Annotated in this window: 19 protein-coding genes; 6 read left to right on the top strand and 13 right to left on the bottom strand. The window is 66.6% G+C overall.

Annotated elements, in window-relative coordinates; translation table 11 throughout:
* Positions 1-10: 10 nt before the first annotated feature.
* Complete coding sequence (locus ACXAF3_RS01015) at positions 11-304, top strand: hypothetical protein (protein WP_475110438.1); 294 nt, start codon at positions 11-13, stop codon at positions 302-304.
* Between the two features lie 31 nt (positions 305-335).
* Here the strand turns inward: ACXAF3_RS01015 and ACXAF3_RS01010 are convergent, their stop codons facing one another.
* Positions 336-1,469 carry a TRAP transporter substrate-binding protein gene (locus tag ACXAF3_RS01010; RefSeq protein WP_475110437.1) on the bottom strand — a complete coding sequence of 378 codons (1,134 nt, stop codon included), beginning with the start codon at positions 1,467-1,469 and terminating at the stop codon, positions 336-338.
* A gap of 100 nt (positions 1,470-1,569) precedes the next feature.
* On the bottom strand, positions 1,570-3,783 hold the full coding sequence (gene uvrD, locus ACXAF3_RS01005; protein ID WP_475110436.1) for a DNA helicase II: 2,214 nt from the start codon (positions 3,781-3,783) through the stop codon (positions 1,570-1,572).
* A 171-nt stretch (positions 3,784-3,954) separates the two neighbouring features.
* On the opposite strand from uvrD, the gene hexR reads away from it, so the two are divergent.
* Positions 3,955-4,809, top strand: a complete 855-nt coding sequence (gene hexR / locus ACXAF3_RS01000; protein WP_475110435.1) for a transcriptional regulator HexR — start codon at positions 3,955-3,957, stop codon at positions 4,807-4,809.
* 158 nt (positions 4,810-4,967) lie between these two features.
* Positions 4,968-6,227 carry a multidrug effflux MFS transporter gene (locus tag ACXAF3_RS00995; RefSeq protein ID WP_475110434.1) on the top strand — a complete coding sequence of 420 codons (1,260 nt, stop codon included), beginning with the start codon at positions 4,968-4,970 and terminating at the stop codon, positions 6,225-6,227.
* A gap of 6 nt (positions 6,228-6,233) precedes the next feature.
* Here ACXAF3_RS00995 and gstA read toward each other — a convergent pair whose 3' ends face one another.
* The 4 genes from gstA to ACXAF3_RS00975 form a co-directional block, all read right to left on the bottom strand.
* Positions 6,234-6,839: a glutathione transferase GstA gene (gene gstA / locus ACXAF3_RS00990; protein WP_475110433.1), complete on the bottom strand. Its 606-nt coding sequence runs from the start codon at positions 6,837-6,839 to the stop codon at positions 6,234-6,236.
* 68 nt (positions 6,840-6,907) lie between these two features.
* The gene (locus ACXAF3_RS00985) at positions 6,908-7,879 is read right to left on the bottom strand and encodes a glutathione S-transferase family protein (RefSeq protein ID WP_475110432.1); all 972 of its coding nucleotides are present in this window, start codon (positions 7,877-7,879) and stop codon (positions 6,908-6,910) included.
* 25 nt (positions 7,880-7,904) lie between these two features.
* Positions 7,905-8,300 carry a DoxX family protein gene (locus ACXAF3_RS00980; protein ID WP_475110431.1) on the bottom strand — a complete coding sequence of 132 codons (396 nt, stop codon included), beginning with the start codon at positions 8,298-8,300 and terminating at the stop codon, positions 7,905-7,907.
* Between the two features lie 118 nt (positions 8,301-8,418).
* Positions 8,419-9,306: a LysR family transcriptional regulator gene (locus ACXAF3_RS00975; protein WP_475110430.1), complete on the bottom strand. Its 888-nt coding sequence runs from the start codon at positions 9,304-9,306 to the stop codon at positions 8,419-8,421.
* Positions 9,307-9,463: 157 nt separating this feature from the next.
* Here ACXAF3_RS00975 and ACXAF3_RS00970 point away from each other — a divergent pair, with 157 nt between their 5' ends.
* From ACXAF3_RS00970 to ACXAF3_RS00960, 3 genes are all read left to right on the top strand, one after another.
* The gene (locus tag ACXAF3_RS00970; RefSeq protein WP_475110429.1) at positions 9,464-10,318 is read left to right on the top strand and encodes a pirin family protein; all 855 of its coding nucleotides are present in this window, start codon (positions 9,464-9,466) and stop codon (positions 10,316-10,318) included.
* A 112-nt stretch (positions 10,319-10,430) separates the two neighbouring features.
* Positions 10,431-11,723, top strand: coding sequence for a cation:proton antiporter (locus ACXAF3_RS00965; RefSeq protein WP_475110428.1), 1,293 nt, complete (start codon positions 10,431-10,433; stop codon positions 11,721-11,723).
* A 34-nt stretch (positions 11,724-11,757) separates the two neighbouring features.
* The gene (locus tag ACXAF3_RS00960) at positions 11,758-13,602 is read left to right on the top strand and encodes a monovalent cation:proton antiporter-2 (CPA2) family protein (protein WP_475110427.1); all 1,845 of its coding nucleotides are present in this window, start codon (positions 11,758-11,760) and stop codon (positions 13,600-13,602) included.
* 6 nt (positions 13,603-13,608) lie between these two features.
* Here the strand turns inward: ACXAF3_RS00960 and ACXAF3_RS00955 are convergent, their stop codons facing one another.
* The 7 genes from ACXAF3_RS00955 to pdhA form a co-directional block, all read right to left on the bottom strand.
* Positions 13,609-15,237: a Na+/H+ antiporter gene (locus tag ACXAF3_RS00955; RefSeq protein WP_475110426.1), complete on the bottom strand. Its 1,629-nt coding sequence runs from the start codon at positions 15,235-15,237 to the stop codon at positions 13,609-13,611.
* Between the two features lie 108 nt (positions 15,238-15,345).
* The gene (locus tag ACXAF3_RS00950) at positions 15,346-16,110 is read right to left on the bottom strand and encodes a class II aldolase/adducin family protein (RefSeq protein ID WP_475110575.1); all 765 of its coding nucleotides are present in this window, start codon (positions 16,108-16,110) and stop codon (positions 15,346-15,348) included.
* 208 nt (positions 16,111-16,318) lie between these two features.
* Complete coding sequence (gene glmS, locus ACXAF3_RS00945) at positions 16,319-18,148, bottom strand: glutamine--fructose-6-phosphate transaminase (isomerizing) (RefSeq protein WP_475110425.1); 1,830 nt, start codon at positions 18,146-18,148, stop codon at positions 16,319-16,321.
* A 62-nt stretch (positions 18,149-18,210) separates the two neighbouring features.
* A complete protein-coding gene (locus ACXAF3_RS00940) occupies positions 18,211-18,981 on the bottom strand; it encodes a DeoR/GlpR family DNA-binding transcription regulator (protein WP_475110424.1) in 771 nt (256 codons plus the stop codon).
* A 149-nt stretch (positions 18,982-19,130) separates the two neighbouring features.
* Positions 19,131-20,267: a dihydrolipoamide acetyltransferase family protein gene (locus tag ACXAF3_RS00935; protein ID WP_475110423.1), complete on the bottom strand. Its 1,137-nt coding sequence runs from the start codon at positions 20,265-20,267 to the stop codon at positions 19,131-19,133.
* Positions 20,264-21,259, bottom strand: coding sequence for an alpha-ketoacid dehydrogenase subunit beta (locus ACXAF3_RS00930; RefSeq protein ID WP_475110422.1), 996 nt, complete (start codon positions 21,257-21,259; stop codon positions 20,264-20,266). The genes ACXAF3_RS00935 and ACXAF3_RS00930 overlap by 4 nt, the downstream gene beginning before the upstream one ends.
* On the bottom strand, positions 21,256-22,356 hold the full coding sequence (pdhA, locus tag ACXAF3_RS00925; RefSeq protein WP_475110421.1) for a pyruvate dehydrogenase (acetyl-transferring) E1 component subunit alpha: 1,101 nt from the start codon (positions 22,354-22,356) through the stop codon (positions 21,256-21,258). Before pdhA ends, ACXAF3_RS00930 begins: the two co-directional genes overlap by 4 nt.
* Between the last annotated feature and the right edge of the window lie 254 nt (positions 22,357-22,610).

Genomic DNA, 22,610 nt, shown 5'->3' with positions numbered 1-22,610 from the left:
AAATCGAACAATGACCATCACCGCACTAATCATAGCCGCCGTATCCACTACCGTTTTCTATGCCGGTATGGCCGCGGCGCGCAGAATCCGCAGCAAGCTGTACACAGCCCTGCTGCGGATAGGCGCGCTGGTATTCAGCTTTTTGCTCTGTGCGTTGATTCCGCTTGCACTCGATGCGGATCCGCGCATGGCCGAGCTGGCGGGGCGCTACTATTTCTTTTTGATGTTGGGCGGGGCCTTTGTCTACAAGCTGCTGCTGGTGCGATTTATTCCGCTGCCGCAGCAAGACACCGCCGCACAGTGAGCCCTGTCCCGGCTGCCCCGCAGTCGGGACTCTACTGCGCTTCCAGCGCCCGCGACTGGTAATAGGCCTCCTCGCTGATCTGGTGATAGGGGATCACCTCGCGCTCAAACGCCTTGAAGGCTTCGTAAACACGGGCGAACTGCGGGTCCTTGGCCGCGGTCTCCTCCATGATCTGACCGTTGATCTTCCTCAGGTGCGCTATGACATCCGCCGGCAGGCGCTTGATCTGCACGCCGTGCTTCTCCACCAGTTCTTTTAACGCGCGGTTGTTGCGCGCGGTGTATTCGTCGAGCATATCCTGGTTGGCGTCGCGGGCGGCGGTGCGGACGATTTCCTGAAGATCCTTCGGCAGCTTCTCGAAGGCGGTCTTGTTGACGATAAATTCGAGAATCGAGCCCGGTTCGTGCCAGCCCGGGTAGTAGTAGTAGTCGGCGATCTGGTAGAAACCGAAGGCCAGGTCGTTGTAGGGGCCGACCCATTCGGTTGCGTCTATCACGCCCGTCTGCAGCGCGGTGTACAGCTCGCCGCCGGGTATCGTCACCGCGGTGCCGCCGGCGCGGTTCAGCACCTCGCCACCGAGACCGGGGATGCGCATCTTCAGGCCCTTCAGATCCTCGACGGAATTGATCTGCTTGTTGAACCAGCCCGCCATCTGCACGCCGGTGGAACCGCCGGCCATCGGGATCAGGTCGAAGGGCTCGTAGAGTTCCTGCCACAATTCGAGGCCGCCGCCGTGGTGCAGCCAGCCATTCATCTCCTGGGCGTTCAGGCCGAAGGGGACGGCGGTGAAGAACTGCGCGGCCGGAATCTTGCCCTTCCAGTAATAGGCGGCGCCATGGCCCATCTGCGCGGCGCCCTCGGACACGGCGCCAAACACGCCCATGGCCGGCACCAGCTCGCCGGCGCCGTAGACCCTGATCTTCAGGCGCCCGCCGGACATCAGTTCGACTTTCTTCGCGAAGCGCTCCGGCGCGCTGCCGAGTCCGGGGAAGTTTTTCGGCCAGGTGGTGACGAGTTTCCACTCGAAGGTTTCCCACCCGCCGTCCTCGGCAAAGTGCCGCGCCGGTCCCAGAGATGCGCGGGACGCAACCAAAGCGCCGAAGGTGATCACCAGCAGCGCAAGCAGGGCGAGGATTATCGGGGGGTACCAGTTTATTTTTTTCATTGGTTTTTATTTTTGCTTTTACGGCTTTTGCGTTTTCATCAAATCATTTTTGACGGGCCTGTGGCCCGCTTGCGGAGACGGAGCTCCCGCGCTCCCGGGTTTACAGCGGCTGCAGCTTGGCCATGGCGACCACCAGCCACTTGCTGCCGGCGTCGTCGAAGTTGACCTGCACCCGCGCGCGCGGGCCGCTGCCCTCGAACTGTACCACCGTGCCCTCGCCGAATTTGGGGTGGTCGACGCGGCCGCCGAGAGCCAGCGGCGGCAGGTCGTCGAAATCCGGCGCCGGGTCGGAGTACTGGCCCAGCTTGCCGACTTTGCCGTAGTCCGACTGGAACAGCGGGCGCGATATCTCGGTTTTCAGGCGCACCTCGTGCACCAGCTCCGGCGGTATCTCGCCGATAAAGCGCGACGGGCTGTTGTAGGTCTCGGAGCCGAACAGGCGGCGGTTTTCGGCGTAGGTGATATACAGCTTCCGCATCGCGCGGGTGATACCCACATAGCAGAGGCGGCGCTCCTCCTCCATGCGCCCCGGCTCCTGCATCGACATCTTGTTCGGGAAGAGGTTTTCCTCCACGCCGGCCATAAACACCAGCGGGAATTCCAGGCCCTTGGCCGAGTGCAGCGTCATCAGCTGCACCGCGTCCTCGAACTCGTCCGCCTGGCCCTCGCCGGCATCCAGCGCGGCGCTGTCGAGGAACTGGTGCAGCAGCGGCGGCGCCTCCTCGCCTTCTTCTCCGTCCGGCGCATCGACGCCGTCGAAGGCGCGGCAGGCGCTGACCAGTTCCCGCAGGTTCTCGACCCGGGTCTGGCCCTTCTCGCCCTTTTCCCTGCCGTGGAATTCCAGCAGGCCGCTGGTTTCTATCACGTCCTCGGCGATCGCGTCGAGCAGCTTGTCCTCGGCGTTGGCGGCGAGCTGGTTGACCAGATCGAGGAAGCCCTGCAGCGCGTTGCCGGCGCGGGCGGCGAGCAGCCGCTGTTGCAGCATCTGTTTGGACGCCTGCCAAAGGGAGCAGCCGTGCTCGCGGGCGTAGCTGCGCACCATCTCCACGGTGCGCGCACCTATGCCGCGGGTCGGCGTGTTGACGACCCGCTCGAAGGCGGTGTCGTCGTCGCGGTTGGCGATCAGGCGCATGTAGGACAGCGCGTTTTTGATCTCCATGCGCTCGTAGAAGCGCTGGCCGCCGTAGATGCGGTAGGGTACCTGTTCGCGCAGCAGCGCCTCCTCCAAGACCCGCGACTGGGCGTTGGAGCGGTAGAGTATCGCGACGCTGTCGCGGCGGTTGCCGTCGCGCACCCAGTCCTGGATGCGCTCGACGATAAAGCGCGCCTCATCCTGCTCGTTGTAGGCCGCGTAGACGGCGATGGGCTCCCCCTCCTCGCCCCGGGTCCACAGCTCCTTGCCCAGGCGTCCGGCGTTGTGCTCGATGACCGCGTTGGCGGCCTTCAGTATCGTGGCGGTGGAGCGGTAGTTCTGCTCCAGGCGCACCGTCTGCACATCGCGCATGTCCTGGGCGAAGTGCTGGATATTCTCGATCTTGGCGCCGCGCCAGCCGTAGATGGACTGGTCGTCGTCGCCGACCGCGGTGATATGGCACTGGTCGCCGGCCAGCAGGCGCAGCCAGGCGTACTGGATCGTGTTGGTGTCCTGGAACTCGTCTACGAGAATGAACGGGAAGCGGCGGCGGTAGTGGGCCAGCACCGCGTCGTTGTTCAGCCACAGCTCGTGGGCGCGCAGCAGCAGCTCGCCGAAATCGACCAGGCCGCCGCGCTGGCAGGCCTCCTCGTAGGCGAAGTAGATGCGCACCATGGTCGCCAGCCAGGGATCGGCACCGGCCTGGATATACTGCGGCCGCAGGCCCTCATCCTTCTGTGCGCCTATCCACCACTGGGTTTCCTTCGGCGGCCACTTCTTCTCGTCCAGGCCCAGATCCGCCTGCACCCGCTTGATCAGGCGCAGCTGGTCGTCGCTGTCGAGTATCTGGAAGTTCTGCGGCAGCTTCGCTTCCTGCCAGTGGGCCTTCAGCAGCCGGTGGGCCAGGCCGTGGAAGGTGCCCACCCACATACCGAAGGTGTTCACCCCCAACAGCTCCTCGATGCGCGCGCGCATCTCGCGGGCGGCCTTGTTGGTGAAGGTCACGGCGAGGATGGAGTAGGGCGAGGCCCCCTCCACCTGCATCAGCCAGGCGATGCGGTGCACCAGCACGCGGGTCTTACCGGAGCCGGCGCCGGCCAGTACCAGTTGGTTGCCCGGCGGCGCGGCCACGGCCTCGCGCTGGGCGTCGTTGAGGGGGTCTAGAATCTGGGATACGTCCATGGGCGGGGATTGTAACAGAGGTAGGGTCTGTTACCTGTGTAAATAAACAGGCTTTGAGCGCCCTGAGTCCGGAGAAAATCCACGGTGCCGCCACACTACCCGAATCTGGCCGCTCGCCAGCCGTGTGCGCAGAGGATAAACTGCGCTATCCGGCACTTAGAAGGAAGTCCAGTGAAACCGGCGGAAGTCACGCAGAAAATCAGCGAACAGCTGTCATCCATGCGCAAATCGGAGCGCAAGGTGGCGGAGTATATTCTCGCCAACCCGGACGAGATCATCCATATGCGCATCGTCGACCTGGCCACCGAGGCCCAGGTCAGTGAACCTACCGTGGTGCGCTTCTGCCGCGCGGTGGGCTGTTCCGGCTTCCAGGAGTTCAAGCTGAACCTGGCCCAGCAGCTGGCCTCCAGCCCCAGTTTCGGCCAGATAGCGGTGACCGAAACGGATACCATCGCCGAGTACAAGCGCAAGGTGTTCGACTCCACCGTCGATACGCTGCTGAACGTGCGCGACAAGATCGACAACCGCGCGCTGGAGGCGGCGGTCACCGCCATCGCCGCCTCCAAGCGGGTCGAATTCTTCGGCTTCGGCGCCTCCGGCGCCGTGGCCGCCGACGCCCAGCACAAGTTCTTCCGCCTGCAGCTGGCCACCGCGGCCCACTCGGATCACCACATCCAGAATATGTCCGCTATGTCGATGCAGCCCGGCGACGTGGTCGTCGCCATCTCCCAGAGCGGGCGCACCAAGGCGCTGCTGCGCTCCATGGGTATGGCCAGGGAGCAGGGCGCCACCGTCATCGGCCTGGCGCCGAGCGGCTCACCGGTGGCGCGCCAGGCCAGCATTCCGCTGGAAGTGGATGTGGAAGAGGATATAGAGATCTACACGCCGCTGTCGTCGCGCATCGCCCATCTGGTGGTGATCGACGTGCTCGCGATAGGGGTGGCCCAGCGCAAGGGCCCGCAGCTGCAGGAGCACCTGCTGAAACTCAAGCAGGGGCTCTATACGCTGCGCGAAGACAAGCACTGAGCGCGCCCGCCTGACACTTCTCTCGGTTTATTCGGCTCCGGGGCCCCTGGTATCAACGGGCTCCCGCCGCTACCATGGCGCGTCCGCGGCGACTAACCTTAGTGGTCGCCCGACCACTCACCCTGCGGCACTCCGCCGATCCGTATCAGAGCCGATTTATGCGCCCGACTGCGACACCCGCCGACAAGACACCGCCGCGCTGGCTCGCGGTGTGGCTGGCGGCGCTGGTGGCGCTGACCCCCTTTTCGATCGACAGCTACCTGCCGGCGATCCCGGCCATGGCGGCGGCGCTGGATACAGAGGTGGCGCGGGTGCAGCACTCGGTGTCCAGCTTCCTGCTCGGCTTCGCGATAGGCCAGCTGTGCGGCGGCCCGCTGTCGGACCGCTGGGGGCGGCGGCTGGTGGGCACCATCGGTCTCGGTATCTATATCGCCACCTCGATACTGGTGCTGTTCGCAGACCATGTGGACCAGTTGATCATACTGCGTCTCCTGCAGGCCATCGGCGGCGGCTTCGCCACGGTGATTTGCGCGGCCATAGTGCGCGACCTGCACAGCGGGCGCGACGCGGCCAGGATCATCTCGATGATCAGCACCATGATGCTGGTGGCGCCGCTGATCGCGCCGGTGATCGGCTCGGTACTGCTGGCGGCCGGCGGCTGGCAGAGCATCTTCGTATTTCTGCTGCTGTACGCCGCGGCCATGCTGATGCTGGTGCGCTTCCTGCTGCCGGAAACTGTGTCGCGCTTCTCCCGCGCGCGGCGCCAGCGCAAGCCGATACGCTCGCTGATCGACAGCTACGGCCAGGTGGTCGGCAACCGCCGCGCCTTGGGTTTTCTCGCCGCGCAGGCCTGTGTCAGCGGCTCCATGTTTATCTATATCACCACCGCGCCCTTCGTGTTTATGCGCTATTTCGAGGTGCCGGCGAGCCAGTTCCCGCTGTTCTTCGGCACCTGCGTGCTGGGGCTGATCTGCATGGTGCAGGTGAATATCCGCCTGCTGAAGCTGTTCGAACCGCGCAATATCCTGCTCGCCGGCATACTGCTGCAGCTGCTCGGCTGCGGCCTGCTGCTGCTGGGCACACTGACCGGGGTGAAGGAGATAGCGCTGTGGATGGTGCCGCTGGTGCTGGTGATGGGCTGTATCGGTATCACCGGGCCCAATGCCGCGGCCTGTTTCCTGGAGTTCTTCCCCAGGGTCAGCGGCAGCGCCAACGCCCTCTACGGCGCCACCATCTTCATCACCGGCGGCGCGCTCGGCGGTATCGTCAACAGCCTGCACACGGGCACCCTGGTGCCGATCGCCGGCGCCATGCTCGGCTGCGCCGTGGCGGCGCTGCTGGCGGCGGTGTTTATCGCCCGCGCGCGGGAGCCGATCGAGGTCGAGGTGCCGGTGGCCAGGCGCTTTATCCCGCGCTGACGCCCGTCACTCCTTCAGTTGGCCCTCTTCGCGCAGCGCCTTCTGCACCGCCGGGCGCGCGGCCATACGCTTCTGGAAGGCCTGCAACCCGGGCCAGGGCGATGTGTCTATGCCCTGCGCGTCGAGCCAGCCGGCGACGGTGAACAGGTAGGCGTCGGCGACGGTGAAGTCGTCCCCCATCAGATAGTCGCTAGCCAGGTTGCGCTCGATAAAGTCGAAGCGCCGCGCGATGGTCTTGCGCGCCTGCGCCTTCTCCTCCTCGGTGCCGTTCCAGAACAGCGGCAGGAAGGCCTTGTGCACCTCGGCGGCGAGGTAGTTCAGCCACTCCAGCAGCCGGTAGTGGGCCAGGCTGCCGTACTCAGGCGCCAGTTTCGCGTCCGGCTTCTGCTCGGCGAGAAACTGCACTATGGCCGGGCCCTCGGTCAGCACCTCGCCACCCTCCAGCTGCAGTGCCGGCACATAGCCCTTGGGGTTGATCGCCCTGAAGTCGGCGCCGCTCTCAGTCTTGTGTTCGGCCAGATCCACCCTGCACAGGTCCAGGTCTATGCCGGCCTCGCAGGCGACGATATGGGGGGACAGTGAACAGGCGCCGGGGGCATAGAAGAGTTTCACGGGCGTTCTCCCGATTCCGCTGATGGCTGCCCTCGAGTATAGGCTTTCCCCCGCGGCGGGGAGGGCTGCTAGCCGCGCCCGTGGGGCGCCGAGTAGTCCAGCTCCGGTCCCCTCGGCACTATGCCGGTGGGGTTGATGGTGGTGTGACTGGCGTAGTAGTGGGTCTTGATATGGTGGAAATCCACCGTGGCGGCGACGCCCGGCCACTGATACAGCTCGCGCAGGTAGCCCCACAGGTTCGGGTAGTCCGCCAGCCGCTGCTTGTTGCACTTGAAGTGGCCGTGGTAGACGGCGTCGAAGCGGATCAGGGTCGTGAACAGGCGCCAGTCGGCCTCGGTGATCCTGTCGCCGGTCAGGTAGCGGTGGTGGCCCAGGCGCTGCTCCAGCTGCTCCAGGGTGCTGAACAGCCGCTCGTAGGCGTGTTCATAGGCCTCCTGGGTGGTGGCGAAGCCGGCGCGGTAGACGCCGTTGTTGACGTTTTCGTAGATGACGTCGTTGGTCGCGTCTATGTCGCCGCGCAGCGCCTCCGGGTAGAAGTCCTCGCGGTTGCCGGTCAGCCCGTCGAAGGCGCCGTTGAACATGCGGATGATCTCCGACGACTCGTTGCTGACCACCCGCTCGCGCTCCCTGTCCCACAGCAGCGGCACTGTGACGCGGCCGCTGTAGTCGGCGCTGTGGCGGGTGTACAGCTGGTACAGGTAGTCGGCGCCGTACAGCGGATCGCCGCTGCTGCCCTCTTCGGTATTGAAGGTCCAGCCGTGCTCGCGCATGTAAGGGCTCACTACCGATACGCCGATATAGTCCTCGAGCCCCTTCAGCTTGCGGAAGATCAGGGTGCGGTGCGCCCAGGGGCAGGCCAGGGACACATACAGGTGGTAGCGGCCCTTCGCGGCCGGGAAGCCGCCCTCGCCACTGGGGCCGGGGCTGCCATCGGCGGTGATCCAGTTGCGCAGCTTGGCCGCCTCGCGCACGAATTCACCGCGTGTCTTGTCGGTATCGTACCAGCGGTCCCGCCACTGCCCGTTGACCAGCAGACCCATCGCAACCTCCTGACCGGGCCGGCGGCTATTTGCCGCGCAGCTTGTGATCCAGACTCAGCCCGCCGGCCCCGGCGCAGGCGAGGATGAAGAAACCGCCGGCGATGGTGATGTTTTTCATAAAGCTGATCATCTGCGCCTGGTCTCCCGGCACATAGTGGAACAGCCAGGCGCTGGCGAGACAGAAGAGCGCCAGCGCCAGCGCCCACCAGCGGGTGAACCAGCCGAGCAGTATCGCCAGGCCGCCGACCAGCTCCACGATGATGACCAGCGGCAGCAGTATGCCCGGCACGCCGGCGGACTCCATATAGGCCTGGGTGCCGGCGTAGCCGCCGATCTTGTTCCAGCCGGCGGTGATAAACATCAGCGACATCAGCACCCGGCCGAGCAGCTTGGTCAGATCGCAGAAGATGGGATTGGTCATCGCAGAACCCTCGCGTCAGATACCCGTGTAAACGATAGTGAGTCTGCGATCAGTTTAGTCCGGTCGGACCCGGATAAAAGCGCAAAAATTCGCGAAAAGCCGTCAATTTTTTGGAAAGTTATTCCAGTGGCCCGAGGCCGCTGCGCAGCGTATCGACCAGGAAGTGGGCGGCCGGACCGCAGCGGTCCGCGTCGGCGTAGACCAGGTAGACGGTCACATCCCGCTCCCAGGGTTCCTCGGTCGGCAGCGGCAGCAGCCGGTCCGCGGACAGGGAGTCGCGGATACGCGTCTCCGGCAACCAGGCGAAGCCGAGGCCGCGCTCGATCAGTTCCACCGAGGTCTGCACATTGGTCACCGTGATGCGCTGGTCGGAGCCGAGCCAGCCGGAATCCTGCGGATTCCTGATCGCCGAGTCCCGGATCACTATCTGGCGGCAGGCCTTCAGGTCCTTGCGCGCCACCGGGCGCCCGAGCCGGTGCAGCGGGTGGCTGGGATGGGCCACCGGCAGGAAGCGCACTCTCGAGACCGGCTCGCCGACGAAGCCCTGGGGCACCCTGGCGCTCAGGATAAAATCCGCCTGTTGCTGCAGCAGCAGCTCCTCGGCGCCGGACAGCACCGTTTCGCGCAGCTCCAGGCGGGTGTGGGGGAAGGCCTCGGCGAAGCGCTCCACCGCGTTGTACAGGCACTCGTAGTCAAAGATCACATCCACCGCCAGCGTCAGGCTGGCCTCCTCGCCAACCGCCAGGCTCGCGGCCACCGACTCCAGCGCCTCCGCCTCCTGCAGCAGGCCGCCGGCGCGGGCCAGCAGCACGCGCCCGGCGTCGGTCAGCTCCGCCTTGCGCCCGCGCACGGCCAGCAGCGCCACACCGAGACTCTCCTGCAGCTTGTGCACCGCGTGGTTGATCGACGACTGGCTCTTGTGCACCGCCTCCGCCGCCTGCGCGAAGCCGCCGTGTTCCACCACCGCCTGAAACATCCGCCACTGCTCCAGAGTCACCTTGGCCATGCACCTTTCCCCGCACTGAATTTGATCGTTTTCACCGGCATTGAATGGCTTTGTAGTGCAATTCAACTATGAATCCGAATAAAACCGGCGATTTTTTCCCATTTTTAATCGAAATCATCGGCCTATACTGCGGACTAACGCACGCCTGGAGATGCTTATGCAAGACAAGAGTCGCCCGCTGCTGCGCACAGTGCGCAGCCACGCTTCCGCCGACGGCGCCGGCGTCAAGATACAGCGCATCGCCGCCTTCGACAGTCCGGACTTCAGCCCCTTTCTGATGCTGGACGAGATCCGCTCGGACAGCGCCGACGACTATATCGGCGGCTTCCCGCCGCACCCGCACCGCGGCATAGAGACGCTGACCTATATGCTGAACGGCGAGTTCGAGCACCGCGACCACCTCGGCAACCGCGGCGCCGTGTCCGCCGGCGGCGCCCAGTGGATGCGCGCCGGGCGCGGCATAGTGCACTCGGAGATGCCGACACAGGGAGAGGGCGGCATGCACGGCTTCCAGCTGTGGATCAACATGGCCGCGGCGGACAAGATGGGCAAACCCCGCTGGCGCGATATACAGGCGGCGGAGATTCCGGAACTGGCGCTGGACGGCGAGGGCTCGCTGATGCGCCTGATCACCGGTGTGTGGACTGTCGGCGGGGAGGAACAGAGGGCGCCGCTGACGGACGCGGCCGCCGAGGCGGCGGTGGCGGATATCCGCCTGGCCGCCGGCGCAGAAGTACAGTTACCACTGCCGGCGGAACACAGCGCGCTGGTGTTTGTCTACCGGGGCGCGCTGGCGACCGGGCGCGGCGCCACAGGGCGCAGCAACATGCTGTTGTATGGCGCCGGTGAGTCGTTACAATTGCGCGCCGACGACGAGGGAGCCGGCCTGCTGTGCCTGCACGGCCTGCCCCTGCGCGAGCCCGTGGCCCACTACGGCCCCTTCGTGATGAACAGCCGCGAGGAAATCGAGCAGGCGCTGCGCGACTACAATAACGGCACGCTGACCGACTAGCCGCCTCCTGTTGAGGCCTGACCTGAGCACCCTGTAGGAGCCTGCTTGCAGGCTCCTGCATTTGCCCTGTGACATCCCCGAAATTCTTCAAAAGCGAGCCCGCACGAGCGATATGGAAGTCTATTACACCTTTTGTTTCCTGGCCGCGGTGTCGGTGTTTCTCGGCTTCCTGAACCAGTATGTGCTGCGCGCACAGGCCACCATTGCGATCACCGCCGGCTCTCTGGCGCTGTCGCTGCTGATCATCGGCCTGGACAAGCTGGGCATTCTCGAGCTGCGCAACTGGGCCGACCAGCTGCTGCCGCTGCTGAACCTCGAAGATCTGCTGCTGAAGGGGATGCTCGGCTTCCTGCTGTTTGCCGGCAGCCTGCATATCGACCTGCTGGCGCTGCGCAACCAGAAGCTGGAAATCGGCCTGCTGGCGGTAGTCGGCACGCTGATTTCCACCTTCGCGGTCGGCGCGCTGCTGTACTGGTTCCTGCAGCTGGTGGGTATGCCGGTGGCCTTCATCTACTGCCTGCTGTTCGGCGCGCTGATTTCCCCGACGGACCCCATCGCGGTACTGGCGATCATCAAGAGCCTGAAAGCGCCGGAGCAGGTGTCGATCCAGGTCGAAGGGGAGTCTCTGTTCAACGACGGCTTCGGCATTGTCGTGTTCGCGGTCATTTACGCGCTGGCCTTCCAGGGTAGCGAACCCACGGTGCCTGCGGTGGCGCAGCTGTTCGCGCTGGAGGCGATCGGCGGCGTGGTGCTGGGGCTCGCGATCGGCGGCCTGTTCCACTGGCTGATCTGCTCCACCGACGACCACAGCCTGGAGCTGCTGCTGACGCTGGTGATCCCCACCGCCGGCTTCTCGCTGGCCAATATCCTCGGCGTGTCCGGCGCGCTGGCGATGGTGGTCAGCGGCATCATCATCGGCAACTTCACCCGCGAGCGGGGCTTCTCGCGGGTGAGCCAGCACGAACTGGACAACTTCTGGACCATCACCGAGGACTTTATGAACGGCCTGCTGTTCCTGCTGGTGGGCCTGTTCCTGATCACCATCGACCTGCGCGCCTTCGACTACCTGCTGATGGCCGCCGGTATCGTCATAGTGCTCGCCGGCCGCACCCTGGCGGTGACGGTGCCCTTTACGATTCTGAAGCGCTTCCGCCGCTACCACCCCTACAGCGAGCGCATCCTGATCTGGGGCGGCCTGCGCGGCGGCCTGGCGCTGGCGCTGGCGATGTCGATTCCCGCCGGCTACGCCTATATCGAGGGCCAGGACCTGCGCCACCTGTGGGTGGTGACGACCTACGGCGTGGTACTCTTTTCGATCGTGGTGCAGGGCTCCACCATAGCGCCGCTGATCCGCCGCAGCCGCGGTATCGCCGAGCCAGAAACGACCGTAGAAGCGGCGCAGTAGCGGCAAACTCACCGATAAGAAACGACAAATCACTATGGAAGAAAGCGGATTCCTGCTGCAGGCGGTCATCTACCTGTCTGCGGCGGTCATCGCCGTCCCGATCGCCACCCGCCTGGGCCTCGGCTCGGTGCTCGGCTACCTGCTCGCCGGCGTCGCCATAGGACCCCACGCGCTGGGCCTGGTGGGGGATGCCAGCGACGAGATGCACGTGGCGGAATTCGGCGTGGCGCTGATGCTGTTCCTGATCGGCCTGGAGCTGCAGCCGAAGAAGCTCTGGCAGATGCGCGGCGCGATACTCGGCACCGGCAGCGCCCAGCTGCTGCTCACCGCCGCCGCCGTCGCGGGCCTAGCGCTGCTGCTGTTCCAGCAGAGCTGGCGCGAGGCGCTGGCCATAGGCCTGATACTCGCGCTCTCCTCCACGGCCATAGTGCTGCAGTCCCTGAGCGAGAAGGGGCTGCTGAAAACCCAGGGCGGGCGCGGCGCCTTCGGCGTGCTGCTGTTCCAGGATATCGCGGTGATACCGATACTGGCCCTGTTGCCGCTGCTGTCCGGCAGCCCGCCGCAACCGGACGACACCGGCCTCGCCGGCTGGCGCTACGGCCTCGCGGTGTTCGGCACCATCGCCGCCTTCGCGGTCGCCGGGCGCTATCTGCTCGGCCCACTGCTGCGCCTGGTGGCGGGCAGCCAGCTGCGGGAGATGTTCACCGCAACCGCGCTGCTGATCGTGCTCGGCGCGGCGGCCGCGATGCACTGGCTGCACCTGTCGCCGGCGCTGGGCACCTTTCTCGCCGGGGTGCTGCTGGCGGAGAGCGAGTTCCGCCACGAGCTGGAGGCGGACATACAGCCGTTCAAGGGTCTGCTGCTGGGGCTCTTCTTTATCGCGGTCGGCGCCGGCATGAATTTCACCCTGATCGCCCAGTACCCGCTGTTGCTGCTGGGGCTGCTGCTTCTGCTGGTGTTGGTCAAGTTTGCGGTGCTCTTCACGCTGGCGCGGGTGATCCGGATGTCCCGCGGCGAGGACTGGCTGTTCGCGCTGTCGCTGGCGCAGGCGGGGGAATTCGGATTCGTGCTGGTGTCCTTCGCGGCACAGAACCGGGTGCTCGACGGCACTAGCGGCAATTTACTGGTCGCACTGATCGCGCTGTCGATGGCGCTGACGCCGGTACTGCTGCTGATCTACGAGCGCTTTATCCAGCCGCGCTATCTGCGCGGCGCGGAGCGCGCGGAGCGCGAGGAGGAACCGCCGGTGGACTCGGGTTCGCCGGTGATCATCATCGGCTACGGGCGCTTCGGACAGATCGCCGGGCGCCTGCTGAACGCCTGCGGCTTCGACACCACATTGCTGGAACGCAACGCCGAGCAGCTGGACCTGGTGCGCCGCTACGGCATCAAGGCCTACTATGGCGACGCCTCGCGCGAGGACCTGCTGCACGCCGCCGGCGCCGATAACGCGAAACTGGCGATACTGACCCTGAGCGACCAGGCCGCGTCGCTGGAGATAGTCGCGCAGCTGCAGAAACACTTCCCGCACCTGACGATACTGGCGCGCGCGCGCAACCGCATGCACCAGTACGCGCTGATGGAGGCGGGGGTGAAATATATCTTCCGCGAGACGGTGGACTCGGCGCTCGCCATCGGCGAGTGCGCCCTGCAGCTGCTCGGCCTCAGCCCCCACGCCGCCCGCCGCGCGGCGCGCAAGTTCAAGCAGCACGACCAGCGCATGCTCGAATCCCTGTTTCCCTACTGGCGCGACGAGTCACAGCATATCGCTCAGACGAAGATCTACCGCGAGCAGCTGCTGCAGGCACTGCGCGAGGACAGGCGCGACAGGGATCTGCACCTGGACCACCACTGGGAGGAACCCAGGCCCGGGATCTAGTCGTTTCTACTCCCGCGAGCGCAGGCTCGCCTCCACCAGATCCACCTCGAGCACCAGCTTGCGGTGCAGCTCGTCGTCTATCCGCCGCTCGAAGCGAATCCGGTACAGCTGTTCGCGCTCGGCGGCGAGGGCGGCCAGTTGGTAGTCGCGCTCGATCCGCGCCAGCAGCCGCTCGCGTTCCGCACCCCGCCCGCCGTCGCCGGCCAGCCGGCGGCGGTAGGCGTGCAGCAGGTAATCCAGCGCCTCGCGCGCTATCTCCGCCTCCGCCTCGCCGTGCGCCAACGCGTCGCGCAGGGACTGCAGCCGCTGCAGCGCGGCCCGCGCCGCGTCGATCCGCGCCGAGCGCTCGTCGCCTATCTGCGCCAGCAGCGGCGCGGCCGGCAAGCGGCGCACCAGGTGGGGCAGGGCGAAGCTGGCCAGCAGCAGTGACAGCAGTATGGCGCCGATCGCGATTACCAGGGCCAGATCCCGCGCCGGGAAGGCGGATCCGTCCGGCAGCAGCAGCGGCAGCGACATCACCCCCGCCAGCGTCACGGCGCCGCGCACGCCGGCCAGGGTCACGACCGCGACCAGCGGCAGGCGCGCGCCCGAGTCGCGGATGGCGCGGCGCTCGCGGGACAGGCACACGGACAGCCAGACCCAGACAAACCGCAGCGCCAGCAGCGCCGCGGTGACCACGGCGGCGTACCAGAGCAGGGTCCAGTTGCCGGCCGTGGCGCTGTGGCGGGCCGCGCCCAGGTCGGCGGACAGGATGCGCACCAGCTGTTCGCCGAGCAGCACGAAGACGACGCCGTTCAACACCCCCTGCACCGTGTTCCAGACCGCCTCGCGCTCCATGCGCGTGGCAGCCAGCTCGGGGCCGCGCAGATTCACATAGTGGGTCGCGATACCCGCCGTGGCCGCGGCCAGAATGCCCGAGCCGCGCAGGTGCTCCGCGGCCAGATAGGCCGCGAAGGGCACCAGCAGGCTGACCAGTATCTGTATTCCGCTGTCCTCGCCGCCGAGCCGCCCCAACCAGCGCAGCGCGTAGGCACAGGCGAAGGCCACGCCGGCACCGATACCGACACCGGCCGCCGCCATCCAGACGAAGCCGAGGGAGGTCTGCGCCAGGGAAAAGCCGCCGGTCACCACCGCGGCCACGGCGAAGCGGAAGAAATCCAGCCCGGCGGCGTCGTTCAGCAGCGCCTCCCCCTGCAGGATATGCTTGAGGCGCGGGGGCATGGGCGTGTCGCCGCGCACCGAGGCCAGCGCCACCGGATCCGTCGGCGCCAGTATCGCGGCCACCGCGAAGGCCACGCCCAGTGGCATGGCCGGCAGCAGCCAGTGGATAAAGAAGCCCATCCCCACCACCGTGAACACCACCAGCCCCACGGCCAGCGTCAGTATCGGGCGCAGATCGCGAAAGAATGCCCCCTTCGGAATGCGCCAGCCGTCCAGAAACAGCAGCGGCGGGATAAACAGCAGGAAGAAGATCTCCGGATCCAGCGGAATCTCGATGCCCAGCGCGCCGCCGAGCAGCGCACCCACGGCGATCTGCACCAGCGGCAGGGGTAGCTTGACGGGCACCAGCAGGGAGACAGCGCCGCTGAACGCGACGGCCAGCAGCAGAAGCAGTACCAGGACCAGGTCGTGCATCGCGCGCCACCGCTCAGCGCGGGGGCGCCGCGCACGGGTGGCGGCGGGCAGAGTTCAATGGTCGCTCGCTGTACAGGGTTGAATTACAGCGAGTATAGAAGAGGGACGCTAGTCGAACATATCCGGCTGTTCGGCGCAGATCACGTTATATAGCGGCTGGAAACTGAAGAGTCCCGCCAGTTCGGTGCCCACTACCGCGCGCGTGCGTATCGCGACCTCCGGCTCGATCAACCTGGGCGTACCGGCGGCCTCCGCCAGCAGCTGCGCCTGGCAGCTGCGCTCCATCGTGATATACCACCAAGCGGCCTCGTCCACCGACTTGCCGACGGTCAGCAGACCGTGGTTCTGCAGTATCAGCGCCTTCCTGTTGCCGAGCGCCTGTGCCAGCGCCTCCCCCTCGCCCATCTCCAGCACCACGCCGGAGAAGGTATCCAGCAGGCCGTGGTCGTCGAAGAAGGCGCAGGCGTCCTGGGTGATCGGGTCCAGCAGGCGGCCGAGGGACGACCAGGCCTTGCCATACAGCGAGTGGGCGTGGGCCGCGGCGACGACATCCGGGCGCATCCGGTGGATATGGGAGTGGATGGTGAATGCGGCGCCGTTCAGATAGCCGTCCCCCTCGACCACCTCGCCCCTGTGGTTGACCAGCAGCAGCTGTGACATGCGTATCTGCTTGAAGGAGACCCCCATCGGGTTGACCCAGAAGTGATCCTCCAGCTCCGGGTCGCGCACCGTGATATGGCCGGCGACTCCCTCGTCGAAGCCGAATTTGCCGAACAGGCGGAAGGCGGCGGTCAGCTTGCGCTTGCGCTCCTCGCGCACCTGCTCCGCCGGCAGCGCCGGTTCGCCGAGCAGCACATTGATATCGCCGTTCATCACCGCGGCGTTGATGCCCGCCGTGTTTTTTGTTTTTTCCGCCGTGGTCATAGACCGCTCCTCCGATCGCCAAAGTCGCCGAAGGCCCGTTATAGCACGCTGGTCGACTTTTGAGCGAGAGTAGGCGCCAAAGAAACATTGAAGCAGAAGCTGCTGCCAGATAGACGAAAGGCCGCACACTGGCGGCCTCCCAGGCGGATCTGTCGGATTATTCCACCGTCACCGACTTGGCCAGGTTGCGCGGCTGGTCCACATCGGTGCCCTTCAGCAGCGCCACATGGTAGCTGAGCAGCTGCAGCGGCACCGTGTACAGGATCGGCGCCAGGCTCTCCGGCGCGTCCGGCACCTCCACCACGGTCACGCCCGGCTCGCTCTCGAAGCCGGCCCTGGGGCTGGCGAACACGAACAGCTGGCCGCCGCGGGCGCGCACCTCCTGCAGGTTGGATTTCAGCTTCTCCAGCAGCTCGTCGTTCGGCGCGACGACGACCACCGGCATATCCGCATCCACCAGCGCCAGCGGGCCGTGCTTCAGTTCGCCGGCCGGGTAGGCCTCGGCGTGGATATAGGAGATCTCCTTCAGCTTCAGCGCGCCCTCGAGCGCGATCGGGTATTCGACGCCGCGGCCGAGGAACAGCGCGTGGTGCTTCTCGGCGAAGGCCTCGCTGGTGTCCCGCACCAGTTGGTCGAGGCCGGTGAATCGCTCCATCAGTCCCGGCAGCTGGTGCAGGGCCTGCACCAGCTCCGCCTCGCGCTCGGCGGGCAGGCCGTTGACCTTGGCCAGCGCGATACAGAACAGCTGCAGCGCGACCAGCTGGGTGGTGAAGGCCTTGGTGGAGGCGACGCCGATTTCCGGACCCGCCTCGGTCATCAGGTGCAGCTCCGACTCCCGCACCAGCGAGCTGTTCGGCACGTTGCAGATGGCCAGCGAGGCCAGATAGCCGAGCTCCTTGGCCTGGCGCAGCGCGGCCAGGGTGTCGGCGGTCTCGCCGGACTGGGAGATGGTCACGAACAGGGTGCCCGGGCGCACAGCGGTCTTGCGGTAGCGGATCTCGCTGGCCACCTCGACGGAGCAGGGCACACCGGCCCAGTCCTCCAGCCAGTAGCGGGCCACCAGGCCGGCGTGGTAGCTGGTGCCGCAGGCGACTATCTGCACCTGTTGGACTTCCGGCAGTATCTCGTGGGCGCGGGCGCCGAGGGCCTCGGGCAGCACCGACTTGTCGCCGATGCGCCCGGCCATGGTGGCTTCCACCACCGCCGGCTGCTCGAAGATCTCCTTCTGCATATAGTGGCGGTAGCGGCCCTTGTCGGCCGCGTCGTGGCCGCCGTTCAGCTTGTGCACCGGGCGGCTGACCTCCTCGCCCCGCCTGTCGCGCACCGCGATACCGGCGAGGGTGATCTCGGCCACGTCGCCCTCCTCGAGGTAGATAAAGCGGTCGGTGACCTGGCGCAGGGCCATCGGGTCCGAGGCGATAAAGTTCTCCTCGATACCGACCCCCACCACCAGCGGACTGCCGGATCTGGCGCAGACCAGCACCTCCGGCTCGTCGGCATTGATGACCCCGAGGGCGTAGGCGCCCTCGAGCTGCCCGGTCGCGGTGCCGACCGCGTCCAGCAGGCTGTGACCGGAGGCCACCAGGGAGTGGATCAGGTGCACCACCACCTCGGTGTCCGTGTCGGAGTGGAACTCATAGCCCTGCTCCCGCAGGCGGGCGCGCAGGGACTGGTGGTTCTCGATAATGCCGTTGTGCACCAGCGCGATATTGCCGGACACATGCGGGTGGGCGTTCTCGTCCGAAGGCGCACCGTGGGTGGCCCAGCGGGTGTGGGCTATGCCGAGGCGGCCGGCGGCGGGATTGGCGGCGAGCCTGGACTCCAGGTCCGCGACCTTGCCCTGGCTCTTGCGCAGCTGCAGGTGGCGGTCGCCGTCCAGCAGGCAGACGCCGGCGGAGTCGTAGCCGCGGTACTCCAGGCGCCGCAGGCCTTCCAACAGGATTTCACTGACGTTGCGCTGGGCCAGCGCGCCGACGATTCCACACATAGGTTTGACCTCGATAATCCTTAGAAAAATATAGCGCCAGTCCGCACGACCAGTGGTCCGGACTAGGCGTGAGTGCTCACTTCCGCGCAGATCACCCGCACGTCCAGCGCCTCCAGCTGGCGGCGGATCTCTCCGTCCAGGCCGCTGTCGGTCACCAGGGTGTCGACCCTGTCCCAGGGCAGCTCCAGGTTCGGTATGCGCCGCCCGACCTTGCTCGACTCCGCCAGCACCACCACTTCGCGCGCGACCTCCGCCATGACCCGCGACAGGCCTATCTGCTCATTGAAGGTGCAGGTGCCGCGCTGCAGGTCTATGCCGTCGGCACCGATAAACGCCTGGTCGAAGTCGTAGCCGCGCAGCACCTGCTCCGCCACCTGGCCCTGGAAGGCCTCGAAGTGCGGGTCCCAGGTGCCGCCGGTCATCAGCAGCGTCGGCTCGTTCTCCAGTTCGCGCAGCGCATTGGCCACATTCAGCGAGTTGGTCATCACCACCAGGCCGCGCTTGCGCTCCAGCTCCGGGATCATCGCCGCGGTGGTGCGGCCGTAGTCGATCACTATGCGGTGGTGGTCCGGAATCAGCGCCGCCGCGGCGCGGCCTATCGCGCGCTTGACCTCCGACGGCACCTCCTCGACCACCAGCTCCCGCGGCACCGGTATCGCGCCGCCGTGGCGGCGCAGCAGCAGGCCGTGGTTCTCCATCGCGGTCAGATCCTTTCGGATCGTAACTTCTGAGGTTTCGAACTGGCGCGCCAACTGCTCCACGCTGACCTCGCCGGCTTCGTTGAGCAGGGCCAGTATCTGGTGACGGCGTTGCTGGGTGTTGCGCTTGGACATGAGCGTATAAGTTTCGTTTCGAAACTTAACGATAGCAAATCGAAACAGGAATTCCCACAGGAATTTATCGGGGCCTATAGCCGCAGGATGGGCACGCTGCGCGCCTTTGCCCATCCTGCGAAGACCGGGGTGCCGGCCGGGTTGGGGGGTCAGGCCGCCAGGGCCCGAATCATCGCCTTCAGGAAGCGCGCCAGCTCGCCGCCGGTCACGGCGCGGTGGTCGGCGCTGACGGACAGCGGCAGCAGCGGGCGCACGGCCGGCTCGCCGTCCACCGGTACCACGCCGTCGAAGGTGCGCCCGGCGCCGACGATGGCCACGGTCGGCGGCATCACCACCGGCGTCGCGTAGCGGCCGGCCAGGGCACCGAAGTTGGACAGCAGTATCGTGGCCCCCTGCAGGTCCTCCCGGGCTATGCCGCTGTCGCGGGCCCGGCGCTTGTAGTCGTCTATGCGCCGCAGTATCTCCGCGTCGGAACTGGCGCTCACATCCCGCAGCACCGGCACGAAGAGGCCGCGCGGCGAGTCCACCGCCAGGCCGATATCGATGCTTGGCGCCGGGCTCAGCCGCTCGTCCTGGTAGAGGGCATTCAGGTTCGGCTCCGCCGCGCAGGCCGCCTGTATCGCGCGGATCAGGCGCAGGGTCGCGGATTCCCGCCCCCACCAGGCGCAGATATCCACCTGGTCGCACAGGGTCATCGGCGCGACCTGGTCCCGCGCGCGACTCATGGCCAGCGCCATAGCGCGCCGCGCCGGGGCGCTGTCCGCGGCGGCTTCGGCCGGCCCTTCGCGGCGCCGTGTTGCGGGTTGCGGCTCCGCCGCGGCGCGCACCTCGTCGGGAGTAAAGCGCTCGCCCGCCGGTTTCAGCCGACTCAGATCCACGTTCAGGCGCCGGGCCAGGGCCCGCACCGACGGCGTCGCCAGGCGGCGGGGGATTTCGCTCGGGGCGATTTCCTGGCCGAGGACTTCGCCTGTCTGCTGGATTCTGCCGACGACTGTGCCGGAATCTGGCGCTTGCTCTTCTCTCTTGCCCCGATCGCGGCCACGGGCCGCTTCCGGCTCGGCGAAAGCGACCAGCGGCTGGCCGACCTCGAGGGTGTCGCCCTCGGCGGCGAAGAGTTTCGCAACCCTGCCGCCCCAGGGGGACGGCACGTCCACCAGCGCCTTGGCGGTCTCGACGGTGACCAGCGTCTGGTGGGCGGCGACGCTGTCGCCTTCCCTGACATGCCACTCGCGGATCACCGCGTCCGGCAGCCCCTCGCCCAGGTCCGGCAGCTTGAACGTCTTCATCGCCGCCCCCCGTCCGGATACTCCAGCGCGGCGCGCACCGCCGCCAGAATCTGTTCGACACCGGGCAGGTAGACATCCTCCAGCCGGTAGTAGGGCATAACGGTGTCGTAGCCGGTGACCCGCTGCACCGGCGCATCCAGCAGGTCGAAGGCGTAATCGTTGATCTGCGCGACTATCTCGGCACCGAGGCCGCCAAAGCGCGCCGCCTCGTGCACTATCGCGCAGCGGCGGGTCTTCTCCAGTGAGTCGATGATGCTGTGGATATCCAGCGGTTTCAGCGTGGCCGGGTCCAGCACCTCGGCCTCTATGCCGTCGTCCGCCAGCCGCTCCGCCGCGGCCAGGGTTTCCTTCAGGGACGCCCCCCAGGAGATCAGCGTGATATCCGCGCCCTCGCGCAGGCGGAAGCAGCGGTCCAGCGGCAGCGCCTCACCGCTGTCCGGCACCGCCTGTTTGGCAGCGCGGTAGATGCGCTTCGGCTCCAGGAACAGCACCGGGTCCGGGTCGCGAATCGCCGCCAGCAGCAGGCCGTAGGCGCGCGCCGGGGACGAGGGCACCACGACGCGCAGGCCGGGGATATGCGCGAACAGCGCCTCGGTGCTCTCGGAGTGGTGCTCCGGCGCGTGAATGCCGCCGCCGTAGGGGGCGCGGTAGACCAGCGGGCAGGACAGGCGCCCGCGGGTGCGGTTGCGAAAGCGCGCCGCGTGGCTGAGGATCTGGTCCAGCCCCGGGTAGATAAAACCCATAAACTGGAACTCGGCCACCGGCCTCAGCCCCTGCACCGCCATGCCCACCGCGATACCGGCAATCATGTTTTCCGCCAGCGGCGTGTCCAGCACCCGCTCCGCGCCGAACTCCCGCTGCAGACCGTCGGTGGCGCGGAAGACGCCGCCGTTCAGGCCCACGTCCTGGCCGTAGACGATCACCCGCGGATCCGCGCGCATCTCGTAGGCGAGGGCCTGCGTCACCGCCTCCACCAGCGTGATCTGCGTCATCCGCTGTCCCCTCTGGCCGCCAGCTGCTCGTACTGCTCGATCAGGGCCTCCGGCAGCTCGGCGTAGAGGTGGTCGAAAATGGCGGTGGCCCTGTCGCGCGGCCTCTGCGCATAGGCGTTCAGCGCCCTCTCCAGGATTTCCGCCAACTCCCGCTGCAGCTCCTGCTCCTGCTCGTCGCTCCACAGGCCCGCGCCGCGCAGATAGTTGCCGAGACGCGCCAGCGGCTCGCGCCGCCAGGCGGCTTCGACCTCTTCTTTGGGTTGGTATCTGCCGGCGTCGTCGGCGGTGGTGTGGTCGCAGAGACGATAGGACTGGGCCTCGATCAGTGTCGCGCCACCACCGTCGCGGGCGCGCGCGACCGCATCCGCGACCGCATAGCGCACCGCGATCACGTCGTTGCCATCCACCTGCAACCCCGGGATGCCCGCGGCTATGGCCTTCTGCGCGATGGTCTGAGTGGCCGTCTGCGCCGCGCGCGGCACCGAGATGGCCCACTGATTGTTGTTGACCACGAACACCACCGGCAGCCGCCAGACACCGGCCAGGTTCAGGGCCTCGAAGAAATCGCCGCGGGAGGTTGCGCCGTCGCCGGCGCTGGTGACCGCGACCCGCGACGACTCGCCCAGCTGCTCGTGCCGGTACTTGAGCGCGAAGGCGACGCCGGCGGCGTGCAGCAGCTGGGTGGCGATCGGAATGCACAGCGGCAGGTCGCGCCGCGCGTGCCTGTAATCCTGGCCGCGCTCGTCGCCGCCCCAGATCGCGAGTATCTCCTCGATCTCGACACCCCGCTCGAGCAGGGTGCCGGTCTCGCGGTAATAGGGAACGTAGATATCGTCCCTCTCCAGAGCGCCGCCGACACCGACACCGACCGCCTCCTGGCCGAGGCTGGAAGGGTAAGTGCCCAACTGGCCCGTGCGCTGCAGCTTGACGGCGCGATCGTCCACCAGCCGCGCCAGGGCCATCTGCCGGTAGAGGGCCAGCAATGTGTCCGGTGTGGCGAAATCCGGCAGTTCCTGGGTGGCGCGGCCCTGTTCATCCAGATAGCGCAGGTGCGCAATATCGAAGGACGCGAGCAGGTGCATTCGCGGTTTGTGCATCGGGGATTTCCCTCTTGCCGATGCAAAAAGTGTAATTGATGGCGCGGGGGTTGCCGGGGGGAGGATCGATGAACTCAGAGTTGAAGGCAAAGTGCTGGGTGCGGGCTTTCGAAACTGTCGGCAACAGGGATGTTGCCGACAGAGCGTACAGGGATGTATTTACAGCGGTTTCGAAAGCCCGCACCCAGTGCTTTGCCGCCGCGGAGTTTGAACGGAGAACCGGGGCCAAGGTTCTTGCCCGCAGAGTTCTGTCG

This window comes from Microbulbifer sp. ABF4_143 (assembly GCF_056160225.1).
The sequence above is the reverse complement of the archived record's forward strand: the minus strand, read 5'-3'. Positions and strand labels throughout refer to the sequence as shown.